Origin of the sequence: Streptomyces sp. 7-21 (genome assembly GCF_016741785.1) — a bacterium.
GTDB lineage: Bacteria > Actinomycetota > Actinomycetes > Streptomycetales > Streptomycetaceae > Streptomyces.
In genome coordinates this window covers 341,357-359,264 of record NZ_JAERRL010000002.1, presented here as the reverse complement: position 1 = coordinate 359,264, position 17,908 = coordinate 341,357, and the positions used below count along the sequence as shown (strand labels likewise).

The window sequence follows — 17,908 nt, the reverse complement described above, 5'->3', positions numbered from 1 at the left end:
TTGCTCACGGCAGCTCGCCGGGGGCGGCGTTCGGATCGCCGAGGATGTCACCGATGATGGTGTACGTCCGCTCGTCCTCCGGGATCTCCTGCTCGTCGCCGGGAGCGACCAGTGCCAGGCGGACCTCTTCGGCGAACGCCTCGGCGAACGTGACGCGCTGGGCGTCCTGGTGGCCGAGGGCGAAGGTGATCGGGACGGCCTCGGTGACGTCGCTGTCGTCGTCCTCGATCTCGGTGAGGTCCCCGACCTCGATGACCTCCGCGTTGTTGACCATCAGCTGCACGAACTCGTACTCGTTGCCCTCCCGTGATCCGCCTTCTTCAGTCGTTCCCCGGAAGGCGGCGTACATGTTGATCCTGGCCCCCGGATAGATCTTGCCGGCCACGCCGGTGGAGGCGTCGATCATGACGGCGATCTCCTGCTGGCCCTCGGCGAGGTCCGGGCGGTCGGCCAGCATGTCGGTCTGGAGCAGCGAGCCTTCCCGCAGCGGCCCGGCGGCGACCTTGTCCTCGAGCTGGGACAGGTCGGTGACGGCGGAGTCGGGTATGTACCGGTCGGGCATGGTGGTCTGGCGGACCTGGCCGGCCGTCACCTCCTCGTACGGCTCGATGTCTTCGGCGAGTTCGTAGACGACGGACTCGGGGCCGACCTTGGACTCGACGTCGTTGATGACCGCGACGACCCCGCCGAAGGCGGCCAGGGCCAGCACGACCGAGACGGCGAGCAGCAGCAGGCCGCGTCGCTGGCGGGCGTTCATCAGGTCTGTTCCACCTTCTTCGCTGGGCTTGGTTGGGTCCGTCAGGCCCCGTGCCGGCTCCGGGCGGCCGCGCGGGCCGTTCGGCCGCGCCGGTCCGCCGGGTCAGGCCAGGGCACGGCGGCGCGTGGTGCCGAGGGCGCGCGGGCGGCGGTCCTGCGTGGCCACGGGGGCTGAGCAGAACGCGCACCGGTCGCCTATCAGGCTCAGGCCGCACCAGTGACACGCCTCCTGCCGTACCGAACTGACCATCTGGTACAGCAGGACGACGTCGGGAATGGCGGCGGCGAACTCGACGAGCTTGGAGGTGCCCCACCACGCCGCCGAGGTGGCGGGCACCGGCACCGGGTGCACCTGCTGGACCTGCCACTGGCGCGCCAGCCGTCCGGTGACCCAGTCGCTGCCCAGCCCGCCCGCGGCGTACGTGAGCGCCGTCGCGAACTGCGGGCCGCTCAGCACGGCTTCGCCGTCGGGGCGGACCAGCTGCGGTGTGGGCGCGGCGAGCACGGCGCACGGGCCGGAGCGCGCGGATCCGGTGGCGGGCAGCGTGAGGGGGAGGCGGTCGGGCCGCGCGCCGGAGCCGAGAAGCGCGCCGGCGTAGATGTAGTGCGCGAGGAGGCGCGCGGACGATCCGAGCACGCCCGGGCTGAAGTCGCAGGCGGAGAGCTGCCGCAGCTGCCGCACCAGCACGGCGGTGCCCAGCGGCGGCAGGTCGCTGGGCAGCAGCGCCATGCGGTCGGTCTCCAGCATGGCTCGCACGGCGTGGAGCCGCTGGACATACGGGCGAGGGGTGGTGCTGGGGTAGAGCGCGATGACGTAGCCGTACCGGTCGAGCAGCGCGCCGGTCTCGGCCAGGGCCGCGGCGAAGTCCTGCTGATCGGGCGGAGTGAGGACGTGCGCGCCGGGGGTGTGCTGGTCGGTGGGCGGCAGCACCATGTCGGGGCTGGTGACCGCGATGGCAATCGGCATGGCGCTCCCCCTTGCGTGATCCGCGTGACGGGCCGTCTCGTCGTGAGGTGAGTCTGCCAGTTCGGCAGCCTATCGACACCGGACGGCCGGGAAACAGCGCGCGGACGGAGCGGGAGCGGGCCGCCGGGCGGCAGGCCGGGCGGGAATCCGGCGGGAAACCGCACGGGAGAAGAGCGCGCGGCGACGGCATGAATGGGGGGCATGCGCCGGGACCCCCTGTACCCCACCACATGCCCGTGATGAGGGATGCGCTGACGGACGAGATCGTTGGGTCAGGTTTCGGTCAGGATCCGGGCAGGATTCGGTCAGTGTCCCGGGCAGAACCGGGCTAAAAGAACGTCCGGATGTAGTCGATGACGGTGCCGTCCCCGGCGACCAGCGGAATCAGCGGCCACTTCTCGAAGATGGTGCAGGGGTGGGACATCCCCAGGGCCACCCAGTCGCCGACGTCCGGTGTCTCGTCCTCGGCGCCTTCGGCCGCGGCGAGGAAGGCGTGCTGGTCGGCGAGGCGGGTGACGCGCAGGCCGCGGCTGCCGCGCACGGTGCCGTCGGCCTGGCGGATGGCCTGCACCTGCGGCATGCCGAGGTCGTACGCCAGGTCGCGCTTGCCGGCGTTGACGAGCGCGAGGCTGGGCTCGGGGCGCGAGACGACCTGCGCCCACAGGCGGAAAGCGGGCAGCAGCGACCCCTCGCGGGGCACCCGGTTGAACGGGGTGATCTTGTGGTAGTGCCCGTCATCGTGGCTGACGTAGGCCCCCGACCGCAGCAGCCGCAGGACGGGCCGCGACAGGTCGGGCATGCGGGCGAACTCCTCGGCGACCACGTCGAACCAGGCGCTGCCGCCCGCGCTGACGATGATCTCCGGCAACGACCCGAACCGGCCCGCCTTGTCGAACTCGACGGCCAGCGCGGTCAGCCCGGCCAGCCAGGCCCGCACCGACGCGGCATCGGCGCCGGGCACCTCGCCCTCGTACCCGGCGACACCGACGAGCCGCAGCGTGGCCGCGTCCCGCACCGCGTCGGCGACGGCGCCCGCGGCGGCCGCGTCCCGGACGCCGGAACGGCCGCCGGGGACGCCCAGTTCGACCGTGACGTCCAGCGGCCGCCGGGCGCCGGCCCGGCGCAGCGCCTCGTCCATGAGCGCCACGCCGGCGACGGAGTCGACGTAGCACACGCAGCGGAACTCCGGGTCGTCGTTCAGCTCCCGCGCCAGCCACGCCAGGGCCGCCGGGTCGACCAGCTCGTTGGCCAGGAACACGCGCCTGACGCCGAAGGCCCTGGCGACGCGGAGCTGGTGCGGCACGGCCAGGGTGATGCCCCACGCGCCGTACTCCAGCTGCCTGCGGAACAGCTGCGGGGCCATGGTGGTCTTGCCGTGCGGAGCGAGCGCCATGCCGTGGCGGCTGGTGAAACGTTCCAAGCTGCGCAGGTTGTGCTCGACGGCCTCCGCCGAGAGCGTCAGCACCGGGGTTATGAAGCCGCCGTCGTACAGGTCGCGGCGCTGTGCGGCGAGTTCGCCGACGGTCAGGCCGGCGGCGTCGGGCGGCAGCCCCTTGAAGCGGTGGTCGACCTTCTCCTCCGCCAGCGCGTCGAGCGCGAGCCTGTCGATCGCTGTGATCATGGCGACTCCGGGTGACCGAGTACCTGCCGTCAGGTTCAGCGAGACCCTACCTAGCACCGTGTACAGGCGGGGTCAACGGAGTGCGATGACATGCCTCCCGCGCCCGGCCCGCGGCACCCCACCGGGCGAAAATCACAGCGCACCCCGTGTAACACGGCCGTAAGGTGGCGGCATGCACCAGGTGGTCCAGTCAACCAAGCTCGCCGGCGTCTGCTACGAGATCCGGGGCCCGGTCCTCGAGGAGGCGCAGCGGCTCGAGGCGGCGGGCCACCGCATCCTCCGGCTGAACACCGGGAACCCGGCGGCGTTCGGCTTCGAGTGCCCGCCGGAGATCCTCGAGGACTTCCTGCGCAACGTCGGCTCAGCGCACGGTTACGGCGACGCCAAGGGGCTGCTCTCGGCGCGGCGCGCGGTGATGCAGCACTACCAGACCAAGGGCATCGAGCTGTCCGTCGAGGACGTCTACCTGGGCAACGGCGTCTCGGAGCTGATCCAGATGTCCATGCAGGCGCTGCTGGACGACGGCGACGAGGTGCTCATCCCGGCGCCCGACTACCCGCTGTGGACGGCCTCGGTGTCGCTGTCGGGCGGCCGGGCGGTCCACTACCGCTGCGACGAGCAGGCCGACTGGATGCCGGACATCGCCGACATCGAGCGGAAGATCACCGACCGGACCAAGGCGCTGGTGGTGATCAACCCGAACAACCCGACCGGCGCCGTATACGACGAGGAGATGCTGCGGCAGCTGGCGGACGTGGCGCGGCGCCACCGCCTGGTGCTGTGCTCGGACGAAATCTACGACCGGATCCTGTACGACGGCGCCACGCACACGTCGATGGCGGCCATCGCGCCCGACGTGCTGACGCTGACGTTCAACGGCCTGTCGAAGAACTACCGGGTGGCCGGCTTCCGCTGCGGCTGGCTGGCGGTGTGCGGCCCGAAGGACCACGCGTCGAGCTACATCGAGGGCCTGACGATCCTGGCCAACATGCGGCTGTGCGCCAACATGCCGGCGCAGCACACGGTGGCGGCGGCGCTGTTCGGGCGGCAGTCGATCGAGCAGCTCGTGCTGCCGGGCGGGCGCATCAAAGAGCAGCGGGACGTCGCGTACGAGATGCTGACGCGGATCCCGGGCGTGACGTGCGTGAAGCCGAAGGGCGCGCTGTACGCCTTCCCCCGGCTCGACCCGGACGTCTACAAGATCAAGGACGACCGGCAGATGGTCCTCGACCTGCTGCGGGCCGAGAAGATCATGATCGTGCACGGCACAGGCTTCAACTGGCCCGAACCGGATCACTTCCGGATCGTCACGCTGCCGCAGGCCAGCGAGCTGGCGGCGGCGATCGAGCGGATCGGCCGGTTCCTGGACGGCTACGCCCAGTACTGAGCCCGCGGGGGCGCCGGTACGGCGGCCGGGCCCGCTACTCCCGTCCCAGCCGCGCCGTCAGCGCCGCCGGATCGGTGACCGGCGCCTCGCACACGAACCGCCGGCACACGTACGCCGCCGCCCGGCCGTCACGCAGCGGGCGGTCGCGCAGCAGCGCGGGCACGCCCGGTGCCCCCGGCTCCGCCACCGCCACCACCGCGCCCGGCGCGGTCGCGCGCAGCGCCGCCAGGTGCAGCGCCCGCCGCCCGGCATCGCCTTCGGGACCGACCACCGCGACCTCGCGCGGCCCGTCGAGCGCCGCCTCCGCGACCGCCAGCCCCCAGCCGGTGAACCGCGGCGCCCGCGCGCCCAGCGCCGTGACGATGCCCAGCGCCCGCTCCGCCGCCTCGCGGTGGCGCGGGCTGCCGGTGTAGGCCGCGTACGACAGCAGTGCGCCGGCCGCCGCTGTCCACCCCGCGGGCGTCGCGCCGTCCGTCGGGTCCTGCGGCCGGCGGATCAGCCGCTCGGCGTCGTCCGCCGTGTCGTACAGCGCGCCGTCCGGCCGCGCGAACCGCGTCAGCACCGTCTCCAGCAGCGCCCCGGCCCGGTCCAGCCAGCCGGTCTCGCCCGTCACCGCGTACAGCGTGAGGAACCCTTCCGCGACGTCGCCGTAGTCCTCCAGCACCCCGGCGCTCGGCCCCGGCACGCCGTCCCGCGAGGTGCGCGCCAGCCGCGCGCCGCCGCCCCCGGGCTCCTCCGTCAGGTGCACGCGGACCAGCAGCGACGCCGCACCGGACGCCGCCTCGACCAGGTCCGGGCGGTCCAGGCAGGCCCCGGTCTCGGCCAGCGCCGCGATGGCCAGGCCGTTCCAGGCGGCGATCACCTTGTCGTCGCGCTCCGGCCGGGGACGCGCCGCCCGGGCGCGCGCCAGCCGCGCGCGCAGCCCGGCGGGCGCCTCGTCGCCGCGCAGCCGCAGCACGGACGCCCCGCCCTCGAACGTGCCCTCCTCGGTGACGCCGAAGACGTCCGCTGCCACCCGGGCGTCCGCCTCGCCCAGCGCCTCGCGCAGCTGCGCGGGCGTCCACACGTAGTACGCCCCCTCGGCGTGCCGCCCGGCGGCGTCCTCGCTGTCGGCGTCGAGCGCGGAGGCGAAGCCGCCCTCGGCGGTCCGCAGCTCGCGCAGCATGAAGTCCGCCGTCTCCCGCGCCACCCGCCCGGCCAGCGCCGAGCCGGTGGCCCGCCACAGGTGGGTGTACACGCGCAGCAGCAGCGCATTGTCGTAGAGCATCTTCTCGAAGTGCGGCACGGTCCACGTCGCGTCCACCGCGTACCGGGCGAAGCCCCCGCCCAGCTGGTCATAGATGCCGCCGCGCGCCATCGCCTCGCAGGTGTGCTCGGCCATCCGCAGGGCGCGCGCCGACCCGGTGCGCGCGTGGTGGCGCAGCAGGAACTCCAGCACCATCGCGGGCGGGAACTTCGGCGCTCCGCCGAAGCCGCCGTGCGCCTCGTCGTACTCGCGGTCCAGGCCCGCCACGGCCGCCGCGAGCTCCTCGGCGCCCGGCGGGTGCGGCGCGTCGTACGGCACCTCCCGCCCGGCCAGCTCCGCCGTGATCCGGGCGGCGACCCCGGTGACCTCGCCCCGCCGCTCGGTCCACGCCGCGTGCACGCCCTCCAGCAGCTGCCGGAACGACGGCATGCCGTGGCGCGGCTCGGGCGGGAAATAGGTCCCGAAGTAGAACGGCTCGCCGTCGGCCGTCAGGAACACCGTCATCGGCCAGCCGCCCTGGCCCGTGGCCGCCTGCACCGCGTCCATGTACACCGAGTCGACGTCCGGCCGCTCCTCGCGGTCTACCTTCACGGCGACGAAGTGGGCGTTGAGGTAGGCGGCCGTCTCCTCGTCCTCGAAGCTTTCCCGGGCCATCACGTGGCACCAGTGGCAGCTGGCGTAGCCGACGCTCAGCAGCACCGGCACGTCCCGCCGGCGGGCCTCCTCGAACGCCTCGCGGCACCAGGGCCACCAGTCGACCGGGTTGTCCGCGTGCTGCAGGAGATAAGGAGACGTTTCAGCGGCGAGTCGGTTAGCCATGTCCTCCATGGTGCCCGCCGCCGCTCCACCGCGCGGCCCCCCGTGCGCCAGGCGCACGAGGGGCCGTACCGGGCCGGGGCCTCAGCCCTGGTAGGGCTTGGCTTCCAGTACCTTCACCCGGCTGATGCTGCCGTTGGGCAGCTCGTACTCGGCGAACTCGCCGACCTTCTTGCCGTTGACGCCGCTGCCCAGGGGCGACTGCGGCGAGTAGGTCTCGATGTCCGAGGTCGCGAACTCACGCGACGCCAGCAGGAACGTCAGCGTGTCGGACTCGTCGCCGTCGAAGGCGACGGTGACCACCATGCCGGGGGCGACCACTCCGTCGTCGGCGGGGGGCTCCCCGACCCGGGCGGTCTCCAGGAGCTGGGTCAGCTGGCGCACGCGCGCCTCCATCTTCCCCTGCTCCTCCTTGGCCGCGTGGTACCCAGCGTTCTCCTTCAGGTCTCCCTCTTCGCGGGCCGCCTCGATCTTCTTGGCGATCTCGATGCGGGCAGGACCCGACAGGTGATCCAGCTCGGCCTTGAGCTGGTCATACGCCTCCTGGGTCAGCCAGGTGACAGTGTCGCTGGTCTGGGTCACAGGTTGCTCCTCGGGTACGAGAGGGACTGGTACAGGAAACGCAAAAAAGCGAAGGCCCGACCCGGACAAGTTGACGCCTGGGCGGGCGGACCATCGATCGAATTCTCGACCATAACAACGTCGATCGATGTTCGGAAGGATTACCCTCCGGGACCGCGGGCAAACCCGCTGCCCCCGGGGCGGCGCGCCCTACGACCCCTCTGAGCAGCCAAGCAGCTCGGCCGTGGTCGCGCGCTGCGTGGTATTCAGCGTAACCGAGCGGTGGATCTGGCCGTCCTCGTCAGGGAAACGGAAATCGGCCCTTCCCACTTCCAGGCCGTCCTCGGCCTGGGCGCGCACGGTGCACACGCCGACCGTGCCCGGGGGTTTGCGCACGGCAAGACTGACCTCGACCCTGGTGTCAGAGGTGATGTCGAAAGCGGTCAGCTCACCGGAGACCTTCTCACCCGCGACGTAGGACACCCCGGCCCACGCGACGAACGCCAGCAGCGCCGCTCCGAGCACGCAGCCCGTGATGGTCAGCCGGCGGTTGGTGCGCGCCCGGTCGGACGCGGAAGCGCGGCCGTACCGCCCTTCGGGCAACCCGGCACCTGCGTTGGCCATGAGGCGATTCCTGCGGTGAGTACCCGGCCCCAGCGGGCCGGGAATAGCGTGGGTGGTCTATCAGTCACTATAGGAGGCGCCGCCGACGGCGCCCACGGGCCCCCGGGCCCGCGTCCGCTGAGGGAAGACCCGGACCGGACCCGACGATGACGAGGACTGACGAGGACCGAGCCTTGACTGAACAGCTGCGGCTCATGGCTGTGCACGCCCACCCGGACGACGAGTCCAGCAAGGGCGCCGCGACCATGGCCAAGTACGTGTCCGAGGGCGTGGACGTGCTGGTCGCCACCTGCACCGGAGGCGAGCGGGGCTCCATCCTCAACCCCAAGCTCCAGGGCGACCCGTACCTGGAGGAGCACATCCACGAGGTGCGCGCCAAGGAGATGGCCGAGGCCAGGGAGATCCTGGGCGTGAAGCAGGAGTGGCTCGGCTTCGTGGACTCCGGGCTGCCCGAGGGCGACCCGCCGCCGCCGCTGCCCGAGGGCTGCTTCGCGCTGCAGGACGTCAAGGAGGCCGCGGAGCCGCTGGTACGGCTGATCCGCTCGTTCCGGCCGCAGGTGATCACCACCTACGACGAGAACGGCGGCTACCCGCACCCCGACCACATCATGACCCACAAGATCACCGTCGAGGCGTTCGAGGCGGCGGGCGACCCCGCGCGCTACCCGGACGCCGGCGAGCCGTGGGAGCCGCTGAAGCTCTACTACAACCAGGGCTTCAACCGGCCCCGCACGCTCGCGCTCCACGAGGCGATGCTGGCGCGCGGCCTGGAGTCGCCGTACGGGGAGTGGCTGGAGCGCTGGGAGAAGTCTGAGCGCCAGGAGCGGGAGCTGACCACGCGCGTGCCGTGCGCGGAGTTCTTCCCCGTCCGCGACAAGGCGCTGCTCGCGCACGCCACGCAGATCGACCCGGACGGCGGCTGGTTCAAGGTGCCGATGGAGATCCAGCAGGAGGTCTGGCCGACCGAGGACTACGAGCTGGCCAGGTCCCGGGTGGCCACCTCCCTCCCCGAGTCCGACCTCTTCGCGGGCATCCGCGACAATTGAGTGCATGAACGAGCTGCTGCCTCTCGCCAGGGAGCTTGACGAGTACACGGTGACGCCCGGGGTGCTGGGCTTCGTCGTGTTCGCCGTCCTCGGCGTGGGCGTATGGATCCTGCTGAAGTCCATGAGCAAGCACCTCGGGAAGATCTCCATTCCCGAGGACCCCGCCGACGCTGCGCCGGCCGGGGACAGCAAGCGGGACGGACGGGACGGACAGGTCCCGGCGCCGGGGACGCCGTCGTCAGCCAGGTCGTCGTCCACGTCGGCGTCGGCCTGATCCGCGCCCCCGGCCCGGCCGCCGTTACGCCGGCGCGGCGTCCGTGGCGTCCCGCACGCCGATGACGTCCCGGGCGCCGCGCCGGGGCACCATGCCCAGACGCCAGGCGGGCCAGCCCGCCTCCGGGCCCAGGCCGCGCTCCAGCATGAGCGCGAACGACCCGGCCGCGTCGGTCAGCCGCGGGTCGCGCAGCGGGTGCGCGTCGCGCAGCAGCTCGGCGAGCTCTTCCCGCGCCACCGCCTGGCCGACGTCGCTGCCGCCCGGCGAGGCCAGCGGCAGCAGGGTGCAGCGCAGCAGCCGCGCCCAGTCCTCGCCCCGGGCGTCGGGACGGCCTTCGCCGTAGCCCTCGGCGAACAGCCGCAGCGCCTCCCCCGCCAGTTCCAGTGCCTGGCCGAGCCGCTCGTTCCCCGCCTCGATGACCGTCAGCTCCAGCAGCGTCCACGCCTCGCCGTGGATCACCCCGGAGCGCTGGAAGTCGCGGCGGGCCTCGGTCAGCAGCTGGCGGGCGAAGCCGGTGTTCCGCAGCGAGCCCGTGGCGGCGGCGCTGATGTCCCTGGTCAGCCGCGCCGAATGGTGGCGTGCGCACGCCAGGCCGTAGACGTCCCGCATGCGGCTGAACATCGTCCGTGCCCGCTCCAGCGTGCGCACCGCACCCGTCGGATCGCCGTCCTCCTCCATGGCCTGGCCGAGGTAGTACAGGGTCCACGCCTCACCGCGCGCGTCCTCGGTGTCGGTGTGGCGGGCCAGCGCTCCCCGCAGCTCCTCCAGAGCGGCGGTCGCGTCGCCGTCGTGGAGCCGGGCCCGGCCCAGCTGCGTGGCGGCCCAGGCGACGCCGCGCACGTCACCGGAGCGCTCGTACAGATCGAGGGCCGAGCGCAGCTCGTGCTCGGCGGGGGCGACCTGCCCGGTGCGCAGCAGCGTCTGGCCGAGCTGGAAGCGCGTCCACGCCTCCCCGTGCACGCTGCCGCTCTCCTGGTGCAGCCGCAGCGCCTCGCCGAGCATCTCGCGCGCGGCCAGCACGCGCCCCTGCTCGCGTTCGACGGTGGCCAGGGCGTGCAGCGTCCAGGCACGGTCGCCCGCGAGCGCCGGTCCCTGCTGCAGATCGAGCGCCTGGCGCAGCCGCTCCGCCGCCTCCCGCAGCTGCCCCTGCTGCTGGAGTGTGATGCCCAGGTCCCGCAGGGCGCGGGCGGCGCCCGCGTCGTGCCGGGCCTTCTGGTACAGGTCGACGACGGAGGTCAGCGTCGAGTTGGCCTTGTCCAGCTCACCGAGCTGGCGGGCGGCGACGCCGGTGCGCCACCGCACCGAGCGCGTCAGCAGGCCCTGGTCAACGGCCTGCGCCAGCTCGTTCAGCTCGCCGAGCCGGTACAGGTCGCCGCGGAGCAGGCAGTAGTCGCACAGGGCACCCAGCAGGTGCTGCATGGCCTGGCGGTCGACGCGCTCGTCGGCGTACCGCAGGGTGGCGGTGATGAAGCTGGTCTCGTCGTCGAGCCAGCGCAGGGCCGCCTCCAGGGAACGGAAACCGTGGCCGCCCGCGGCCGCCGGCAGCAGGTCGGCGCGGGTGGAGGTCTTGCCGTCCACCAGGCGGATGACCGTGTCGGCCAGCTCGGCGTAGCTGCGGATCAGGCGCTCCTGCGCGGCCGAGCGGTCCTCGTCGGTCTCCTCGTCGTACATGCGGGCCCGGGCGAAGCGGCGCACCAGCTCGTGCAGGCGGTAGCGGCTGCCCCGTACATGGTGCAGCAGCCCGGCGGCCACCAGCTCGTTCAGCGGCCGGGCGGCCTCCTCCTCGCCGGTGTCCAGCAGCGCGGCGGCGGCCCGGACGCCGAAGCTGGCGCGGCCCGCGATCGCCAGCCGCCGCAGCAGGCGCCGCGCCGGCTCGGACTGGTCGGCGTAGCGCAGGCGCAGCGCGCGCTCGGCCGCATCCAGGCTGCCCGGCGGGCCGTAGGCGTCGAGGTCTTCGACCAGCTGCGCGGGGGTGCGGGCGGCCAGCGCGGAGCCCGCCAGCCGCAGCAGCAGCGGGCGGCCGTCGCACAGCTCGGTGATCCGCTGCCAGCTCGCCGCGTCGTAGGGGCCGGGCACGGTGCCGCCGTCGGGGACCGAGGCGCGCAGCAGCTCCTCGGCGCTGTCGCTGTCGAGCGCCGCCAGCGGCAGCTGGTGCACGGACGCCGGCAGGCTGGGATCGAGCGGGAGCGGCTCGGCGGCCGTGACGAGGACGAGCGAGTCGGAGCGCTGCGGGATGAGGGTGGCGACCTGCTCGGCGTCGGTGGCGTCATCGAGGATCACGACGACGGGGACGCCGGCAAGGTGCTGCTGGTAGCGCTCGGCCAGCCGGCGCAGCTGCGCGGGGTCGGCGCCGCGCCCGGCGTTCTCCCGGAACAGCAGCTGGTCGCGCGGGGCGCCCAGCCGGTTCATCAGGTGCAGCAGGGCGTCGCGCGTGGGCAGCGGGTCCACGCTCTGGCCGCGCAGGTCCACCAGGCAGGCCCCGCGGAACAGCTCCCGCATCTCGTGCGCGGCGCGGACGGCCAGGGTGGTGCGCCCGGAGCCGGAGGGGCCGTGGAGGACGACGACGGTGGGGCGGGTGTCCGTGCTGGCGCGGTCGCGGTTGACCCACTGGGTGATCTGCGTGAGCTGGCCGCGCCTGCCGAGGAACGGGTCGCCCGGCTCCGGCAGGCTCCGGAACGACCGCGCCAGCGCCGAGCGGCTGCGCGCGGCGGAGCCGCGGTCCGTGGCGCGCGCGGCGGCCCGCGGGGTGCCGCTGCCGCCCGCCGTGTTCCGGGCCCGGGTGACCGCCCGCTGCTGCTCCAGGTAGGGGCGGATGCCGCGGACCTCGACGGCGGTCAGCCAGGCCAGCCGCAGCTGTTCGACGCCGCCGGGCTGGTGGCGGCTGCCGGCGTGGCGCTCCGCCGCCCACAGGTGCGCCGTCACCGCCTGCAGGACGAAGCCGAGCAGGCCGGCGGCGGCGACGAGGGCGGCGTCGGCGCAGGCGGTGGCCACCGAGTCCTCGATGCCGCCGATCAGCAGCATCGACGCCACGCCCGCGGCGATCGCGGCGGCGGCGGGCGCGCCCAGCGCGGCCGGGGCGAACCGGTCGGCCAGGCGCCCCGGGGTGTGCTCCGCCTCGGCGCGCAGGAAGGCCTCGTACTCCTCCTGCGCCGGCCGTACCAGCTCGTCCAGCGTGTCCCGTGCGCGCTGGACGAGCCGGTCCCGGTCGAGGCGCCCCCCGGAGCGCCGCACCTCCTCCTCGACGGCCCGGGCCAGCAGCCGCTCCACGTCGGGCCGGTGCCGCTCGGCGAGCCCGGACGGTCCGGACATAGGCACCCCTCCCCCTCGTTGGTCTCCCCGGTGATCAGGCGTATCCCTTCGCCTACCCGAGGGCGCCCGTATCCGAACGGGCAGGCGGGCAACGGTGCGGTCAAGGGTGAGCCGGCGGGGACTCCGGCCGGCCCGGGGCGGGAGGTGATGCGGCTAGCGGGAGGCGGTGGTCCGGTACTTGCGTACGGCCAGCGTCCTGAAGACGGCGATGATGACGGCCGACCACAGGAACGACGCCAGCGCCGGGTGCTGCATCGGCCAGGCGTCCGGCGCCTGGTAGCCCGCCGGCAGGTTGTCGAACAGCTCCCGCACCGCGAGCACCGTGGCGCTGAACGGGTTCCACTCCGCGACCGGCTGGAGCCAGCCCGGCATGTTCTCGGAGGGCACGAACGCCACGGAGACGAACGTCAGCGGGAACAGCCAGACCAGCCCGGCCGAGGTCGCCGCCTCCGGGGTGCGCACCGACAGGCCGATCAGCGCGCCGATCCAGGTGAAGGCATAGCCGAGCAGGAGCAGCAGCGCGAAGGCGAGCAGCGCGTTGAGCACGCCGCCGTGGATGCGCCAGCCGACCAGGAAGGCGACGATCGCCATGACCAGCAGGATGACCGTCGTCTGCACGGTGTCGGCGAACGTCCGGCCGGTCAGCACGGCGCCGCGCGCCATCGGCAGCGAGCGGAAGCGGTCGATGATGCCCTTCTGCATGTCCTCGGCGATGCCGGCGCTGGAGCCCGCGGTGGCGAAGGTGACCGTCTGGGCGAAGATCCCGCCCATCAGGTACTCGCGGTACGCCCCCGGGTCGAGCCCGGCGCCGGGGAGGTTGATCGAGCCGCCGAAGATGTACGCGAACAGCACCACGAACATGATGGGCTGCACGAGGCTGAAGATGATGACCTCGGGTATGCGCAGCATCCGCAGCAGGTTCCGCTTGGCGACGACCAGGGAGTCGTGCAGGCTCTGGCGGACGCCGATGGACTCGCCGGACCGCGCCATCGGCTTGGTGGTGGTGTCCTGGGTGGCGATGCTCACGGTGTGCTGGTCTCCTTGGTCCCGGCGGTGCCGTCCGCGGCCTCGTCCGCTTCGGCGGCGTGGCCCGTCAGCGAGATGAACACGTCGTCAAGGGTCGGGCGGCGCAGCCCGATGTCGTCGATCTCCACGCCCCGGTGGTCCAGCTCCCTGATGACCTCCGCCAGCAGCTTCGCGCCGCCCGAGGCCGGGACGCTGAGCTTGCGGACGTGGGGCGTGTAGGTGACGTCGCCGTCGCCGAGCGCGCGCAGCACGCTCTCGGCGTCCTCGACGCGGTCGCGGTCGTGCAGCGTGACCTCTACGACGTCGCCCCCGGTCTGGCTCTTCAGCTGGTCGGAGGTGCCGCGGGCGATGACCTTGCCGTGGTCGACCACGGCGATGGTGTCGGCGAGGTTGTCCGCCTCCTCCAGGTACTGCGTGGTCAGCAGCATCGTGGTGCCGCCGGCGACCAGCTCCTTGATGACGTCCCACAGCTGCTGGCGGTTGCGGGGGTCGAGCCCGGTGGTCGGCTCGTCCATGAACATCACGGGCGGGCTGACGACGAGCGCCGCCGCGAGGTCGAGGCGGCGGCGCATGCCGCCCGAGTAGGTCTTCGCGATCCGGTCGGCGGCATCGGCCAGGTTGAACCGCTCCAGCAGCTCGTCCGCGCGGCGCCGGGCGTCCTTCGAGGTCAGCTGGTACAGCTCGCCGACCATCTGGAGATTCTCCCGGCCCGTCAGGTACTCGTCCACGGCGGCGAACTGCCCGGACAGCCCGATGGAGCGACGCACCTGGTTGGGGTATTTCAGGACGTCGAGCCCGGCGACCTCGGCGCGCCCGCCGTCGGGCCGCAGCAGCGTGGTCAGCACCCGCACCGTGGTCGTCTTGCCCGCGCCGTTGGGGCCGAGCAGGCCGAGCACGGTGCCCTCGGGCACGTCGATGTCGACACCGTCCAGTGCCCTGACGTCGCCGAAGGTCTTGACCAGCCCTTCGGCGTAGATGGCGCCTGGCATGTGGTCTCCCCAGTTGGTGGGTTGGTCTTCAGGGTCGCCCCGTGGGGGCGGTGGCGCCAGTGTAGAGAGTCGCGATGTATCGCGTTAGCCGTTTTCGGTCAGCCGCCGTCAGCCCAGGATCCGGTAGCCGGCCGCGCGCAGCGCTTCGGACACTTCGGCGCAGTGCGCGGGCCCTCGTGTCTCGGCCTGCACCTCGACCTCCACCTCGCTCACGCCAAGACGCGGATCGGTCCGCACATGGTTGACGGCCAGGACGTTGGCACCCGTCACGGACAGCTCGCTCAGCAGCGCGGCCAGCGCCCCCGGCCGGTCCGACAGCCGCAGCCGCAGCGACAGGTACCGGCCCGCGGCGGCCATGCCGTGCCGCAGGATGCGCTGAAGCATCAGCGGGTCGATGTTCCCGCCGGACAGCACGGCCACCAGCGGTCCCTCGAACGCCTCGGGCGCGGCCAGCAGCGCCGCCACCGGCGAGGCGCCCGCCGGCTCCACGACCAGCTTCGCCCGCTCCAGGCACAGCAGCAGCGCGGCTGACAGCTGGTCCTCGGTGACGGTCGTGATCTCGTCCACCAGACCGGCGACGATCCGGAACGGCACCTCACCCGGACAACCGACCTTGATGCCGTCCGCCATCGTGGACATCCGCGGCAGCGGCACCGGGCGGCCCGCCGCCAGCGACGGCGGGTACGCCGCTGCCCCCTCCGCCTGCACCCCGACGATCCGCACATCCGGCCGCAGCCGCTTCACCGCGACCGCGATGCCCGCCGCGAGCCCGCCGCCGCCCATGCCGACCACGATGGTCCGCACCTCGGGGCACTGCTCCAGGATCTCCAGCCCCACCGTGCCCTGCCCGGCCACCACGTCGGGGTGGTCGAAGGGATGGATCAGCACCGCACCGGTGCGCTCGGCGTACTCCTGCGCCGCGACCAGCGCCTCGTCGACCACCTGGCCGTGCGTGCGCACCTCGGCGCCGTACTCCCGCGTCGCCGCCATCTTCGGCAGCGGCGCGCCCTCGGGCATGAACACCGTGGAACGCACGCCCAGCAGCGACGCCGCCAGCGCCACGCCCTGCGCGTGGTTGCCCGCGCTGGCCGCGACGACGCCCCGCTCCCGCTCGGCGGCCGTCAGGCCCGCGATGCGGACGTAGGCGCCCCGCAGCTTGAACGATCCGGCGCGCTGGAGGTTCTCGCACTTGAGGTGGACGGGAGCGCCGACGAGTGCGCTCAGGTGGCGGCTGCCCTCCAGGGCGGTCACGCGGGCCACGCCCGCGAGCGTCTTCTGCGCCGCGAGCACATCGTCGAGTCCGGGCTGGGCCATGCCGCCAGTCTGTCAGGCGCGCGACAGCGCGGCGCACCCGGTCGTCACCGCGCACGGAACGGGTTCGTGCATAGGGCCTACGCGCCCCCGCCGGGCGGCGTACTCTGTGGCCCAACTGGCAACCCCGCCCCGCGATATCCGCAGTCGCCGACACTGATTTCTTCCGGACATGACCCCTGAACCCACCGCACCCGCGTCCCACACCACGCAGCTGCTCGACGTCTTCCAGCACGAGGTGGCCGTCTTCGCCCGCCGCGCGGAGCAGACACGCCTCGCCGGGCTCGGCCCGGCGCGGAACTCCATGGACCGCGCCGCCTATCTGCTGCTGAGCAGACTCGACCAGGACGGGCCGACCGGGGTGAAGGCCCTGGCCGCCGGCATGGGCATCGACTCCTCGACGGTGACGCGCCAGGTCGCGCCGCTGGTCGACTCCGGGCTGGTGAGCCGCAGCGCCGACCCGGACGACGGCCGCGCGGTGGTGCTCTCGCTCTCGCCGCGCGGCAGCGAGCGGCTCGACGAGGTGCGGTCCTCGCGCCGTGACCTGATGAGCGCCCTGACCCAGGACTGGACCGAGGAGGAGATGACGACCTTCTGCGTGCTGCTGGCCCGCCTGAACTCCGCCATCTCCCACCTCAGCCAGCGGCCTGCCGGGGACCAGTAGGCCCCCGTGCCGGACCGCGCGTCAGACCGTGACGCCAGGGCGTGACGTCAGGGCGTGATGCCCGAGAGCGCCTCCAGCACGTCGGCGAGCAGGTCGTCCCCGGACTCGATGCCGACCGACAGCCGCACCAGATCCGCGGGGACCTCCAGCTCCGAGCCCGCCGCCGAGGCGTGCGTCATCCGCCCGGGGTGCTCGATCAGCGATTCCACTCCTCCGAGTGACTCGCCGAGGGTGAAGATCCGCGTGCGCTCGCAGACGCGGACCGCCGCCTCCTCACCGCCTGCGACGCGGAACGAGACCATGCCGCCGAATCCGCGCATCTGCTTCGCGGCGGTCTCGTGCCCCGGGTGGGACGGCAGCCCGGGGTAGGCGACCGACGTCACGGCCGGGTGCGCGGCCAGCGCCCTGGCGATGCGGGCGGCGTTGGCGCTGTGCCGGTCCATGCGCACCGCCAGCGTCTTGATGCCGCGCAGCACCAGCCAGGAGTCGAACGGGCCGGCGACGGCGCCCATGGCGTTCTGGTGGAAGGCCAGCTCCTCGGCGAGCTCCTCGTCGGCGGTGACCAGGGCCCCGCCGACGACGTCCGAGTGGCCGCCGAGGTACTTGGTGGTCGAGTGCACGACGACGTCCGCGCCGAGCGCCAGCGGCTGCTGGAGGTACGGGCTGGCGAAGGTGTTGTCGACGACGAGGCGCACGCCCGCGTCCCGCGTCAGCGCGGCGATGGCCGCGATGTCGGTGATGCCCAGCAGCGGGTTGGACGGCGTCTCCACCCACACCGCCTTGGTCTCGGGCCGCAGCGCGGCGCGCACGGCACCGGGGTCGGTGGTGTCGGCCGCCGTCCAGGCCACGCCCCAGCGCTCCACGACGCGCGCGATGAGCCGGAACGTGCCGCCGTAGGCGTCGTTGGGGATCACCAGGTGGTCACCGGGGCGCAGCAGGGTGCGCAGCAGGCAGTCCTCGGCGGCGAGCCCGGAGGCGAACGCCAGGCCGCGGCGCCCGCCTTCCAGCGCCGCCAGGTTCTCCTCCAGCGCGGTCCTGGTCGGGTTGGCCGAGCGGCTGTACTCGTATCCGCCGCGCAGTCCGCCCACGCCGTCCTGCTTGAAGGTGGAGACCTGGTGGATGGGCGGCACGACGGCCCCGGTCAGTGGATCGGGCTCCTGCCCCGCGTGAATGGCCAGCGTCTCGAAGCGCTGCCCGTTCGGCTGCTCGTTCATGGGTACACGCTAGTGGGCCGTACCGTGGACGTAGGCTCGTCACACGGCCGGCGGGCCCGCCGGGCCCGGGATACCGCGACAGGGGGAACTCGCTCCG

The 17,908-nt window shown here is 73.2% G+C and carries 15 protein-coding genes; 4 read left to right on the top strand and 11 right to left on the bottom strand.

The features are described 5' to 3' along the window. Positions 1-4: 4 nt before the first annotated feature. From cpaB to JK356_RS03755, 3 genes are all read right to left on the bottom strand, one after another. The gene (gene cpaB, locus JK356_RS03765; protein WP_201866029.1) at positions 5-757 is read right to left on the bottom strand and encodes a Flp pilus assembly protein CpaB; all 753 of its coding nucleotides are present in this window, start codon (positions 755-757) and stop codon (positions 5-7) included. Positions 758-859: 102 nt separating this feature from the next. Continuing rightward, a complete protein-coding gene (locus JK356_RS03760; protein ID WP_201866028.1) occupies positions 860-1,723 on the bottom strand; it encodes a hypothetical protein in 864 nt (287 codons plus the stop codon). A gap of 328 nt (positions 1,724-2,051) precedes the next feature. Then, positions 2,052-3,344 carry an alanine racemase gene (locus tag JK356_RS03755; RefSeq protein ID WP_201866027.1) on the bottom strand — a complete coding sequence of 431 codons (1,293 nt, stop codon included), beginning with the start codon at positions 3,342-3,344 and terminating at the stop codon, positions 2,052-2,054. A 172-nt stretch (positions 3,345-3,516) separates the two neighbouring features. Between JK356_RS03755 and JK356_RS03750 the strand changes: the two genes are divergently transcribed. Next, positions 3,517-4,731 carry a pyridoxal phosphate-dependent aminotransferase gene (locus JK356_RS03750; RefSeq protein WP_201866026.1) on the top strand — a complete coding sequence of 405 codons (1,215 nt, stop codon included), beginning with the start codon at positions 3,517-3,519 and terminating at the stop codon, positions 4,729-4,731. A 34-nt stretch (positions 4,732-4,765) separates the two neighbouring features. On the opposite strand, the gene JK356_RS03745 is transcribed toward JK356_RS03750, so the two are convergent. From JK356_RS03745 to JK356_RS03735, 3 genes are all read right to left on the bottom strand, one after another. Continuing rightward, positions 4,766-6,796 (bottom strand): thioredoxin domain-containing protein, encoded by a 2,031-nt coding sequence (locus JK356_RS03745; RefSeq protein ID WP_201866025.1) that lies wholly within the window; start codon positions 6,794-6,796, stop codon positions 4,766-4,768. 81 nt (positions 6,797-6,877) lie between these two features. Further along, entirely contained in the window at positions 6,878-7,375 is a 498-nt protein-coding gene (greA, locus tag JK356_RS03740; protein ID WP_201866024.1) for a transcription elongation factor GreA, read from the bottom strand. Positions 7,376-7,564: 189 nt separating this feature from the next. Further along, positions 7,565-7,978: a DUF4307 domain-containing protein gene (locus JK356_RS03735; protein WP_201866023.1), complete on the bottom strand. Its 414-nt coding sequence runs from the start codon at positions 7,976-7,978 to the stop codon at positions 7,565-7,567. A gap of 173 nt (positions 7,979-8,151) precedes the next feature. On the opposite strand from JK356_RS03735, the gene mca reads away from it, so the two are divergent. Further along, complete coding sequence (gene mca, locus JK356_RS03730; RefSeq protein ID WP_201866022.1) at positions 8,152-9,024, top strand: mycothiol conjugate amidase Mca; 873 nt, start codon at positions 8,152-8,154, stop codon at positions 9,022-9,024. 4 nt (positions 9,025-9,028) lie between these two features. After that, positions 9,029-9,298, top strand: a complete 270-nt coding sequence (locus JK356_RS03725; RefSeq protein ID WP_201866021.1) for a hypothetical protein — start codon at positions 9,029-9,031, stop codon at positions 9,296-9,298. A 24-nt stretch (positions 9,299-9,322) separates the two neighbouring features. Here the strand turns inward: JK356_RS03725 and JK356_RS03720 are convergent, their stop codons facing one another. From JK356_RS03720 to ilvA, 4 genes are all read right to left on the bottom strand, one after another. Beyond that, positions 9,323-12,607, bottom strand: coding sequence for a tetratricopeptide repeat protein (locus tag JK356_RS03720; RefSeq protein ID WP_201866020.1), 3,285 nt, complete (start codon positions 12,605-12,607; stop codon positions 9,323-9,325). A 153-nt stretch (positions 12,608-12,760) separates the two neighbouring features. Continuing rightward, on the bottom strand, positions 12,761-13,597 hold the full coding sequence (locus JK356_RS03715) for an ABC transporter permease (protein ID WP_201866132.1): 837 nt from the start codon (positions 13,595-13,597) through the stop codon (positions 12,761-12,763). A 32-nt stretch (positions 13,598-13,629) separates the two neighbouring features. Then, entirely contained in the window at positions 13,630-14,622 is a 993-nt protein-coding gene (locus tag JK356_RS03710; protein WP_201866019.1) for an ATP-binding cassette domain-containing protein, read from the bottom strand. Between the two features lie 108 nt (positions 14,623-14,730). Next, entirely contained in the window at positions 14,731-15,936 is a 1,206-nt protein-coding gene (gene ilvA, locus JK356_RS03705; RefSeq protein WP_201866018.1) for a threonine ammonia-lyase, read from the bottom strand. A 169-nt stretch (positions 15,937-16,105) separates the two neighbouring features. Here ilvA and JK356_RS03700 point away from each other — a divergent pair, with 169 nt between their 5' ends. Next, positions 16,106-16,597, top strand: a complete 492-nt coding sequence (locus JK356_RS03700) for a MarR family winged helix-turn-helix transcriptional regulator (RefSeq protein WP_201866017.1) — start codon at positions 16,106-16,108, stop codon at positions 16,595-16,597. Positions 16,598-16,644: 47 nt separating this feature from the next. Here JK356_RS03700 and JK356_RS03695 read toward each other — a convergent pair whose 3' ends face one another. Further along, positions 16,645-17,811, bottom strand: a complete 1,167-nt coding sequence (locus tag JK356_RS03695) for a cystathionine gamma-synthase (protein WP_201866016.1) — start codon at positions 17,809-17,811, stop codon at positions 16,645-16,647. Between the last annotated feature and the right edge of the window lie 97 nt (positions 17,812-17,908).

Excerpts from the sequence above, each read along its gene's own strand:
- JK356_RS03695 (WP_201866016.1), bottom strand. The coding sequence starts at position 17,811 with ATGAACGAGCAGCCGAACGGGCAGCGCTTCGAGACGCTGGCCATTCAC.
- JK356_RS03735 (WP_201866023.1), bottom strand. The coding sequence starts at position 7,978 with ATGGCCAACGCAGGTGCCGGGTTGCCCGAAGGGCGGTACGGCCGCGCT.
- JK356_RS03760 (WP_201866028.1), bottom strand. The coding sequence starts at position 1,723 with ATGCCGATTGCCATCGCGGTCACCAGCCCCGACATGGTGCTGCCGCCC.
- JK356_RS03710 (WP_201866019.1), bottom strand. The coding sequence starts at position 14,622 with ATGCCAGGCGCCATCTACGCCGAAGGGCTGGTCAAGACCTTCGGCGAC.
- JK356_RS03755 (WP_201866027.1), bottom strand. The coding sequence starts at position 3,344 with ATGATCACAGCGATCGACAGGCTCGCGCTCGACGCGCTGGCGGAGGAG.
- JK356_RS03725 (WP_201866021.1), top strand. The coding sequence starts at position 9,029 with ATGAACGAGCTGCTGCCTCTCGCCAGGGAGCTTGACGAGTACACGGTG.
- JK356_RS03700 (WP_201866017.1), top strand. The coding sequence starts at position 16,106 with ATGACCCCTGAACCCACCGCACCCGCGTCCCACACCACGCAGCTGCTC.
- JK356_RS03720 (WP_201866020.1), bottom strand. The coding sequence starts at position 12,607 with ATGTCCGGACCGTCCGGGCTCGCCGAGCGGCACCGGCCCGACGTGGAG.
- JK356_RS03750 (WP_201866026.1), top strand. The coding sequence starts at position 3,517 with ATGCACCAGGTGGTCCAGTCAACCAAGCTCGCCGGCGTCTGCTACGAG.
- ilvA (WP_201866018.1), bottom strand. The coding sequence starts at position 15,936 with ATGGCCCAGCCCGGACTCGACGATGTGCTCGCGGCGCAGAAGACGCTC.
- cpaB (WP_201866029.1), bottom strand. The coding sequence starts at position 757 with ATGAACGCCCGCCAGCGACGCGGCCTGCTGCTGCTCGCCGTCTCGGTC.
- JK356_RS03715 (WP_201866132.1), bottom strand. The coding sequence starts at position 13,597 with ATGGCGCGGTCCGGCGAGTCCATCGGCGTCCGCCAGAGCCTGCACGAC.
- JK356_RS03745 (WP_201866025.1), bottom strand. The coding sequence starts at position 6,796 with ATGGCTAACCGACTCGCCGCTGAAACGTCTCCTTATCTCCTGCAGCAC.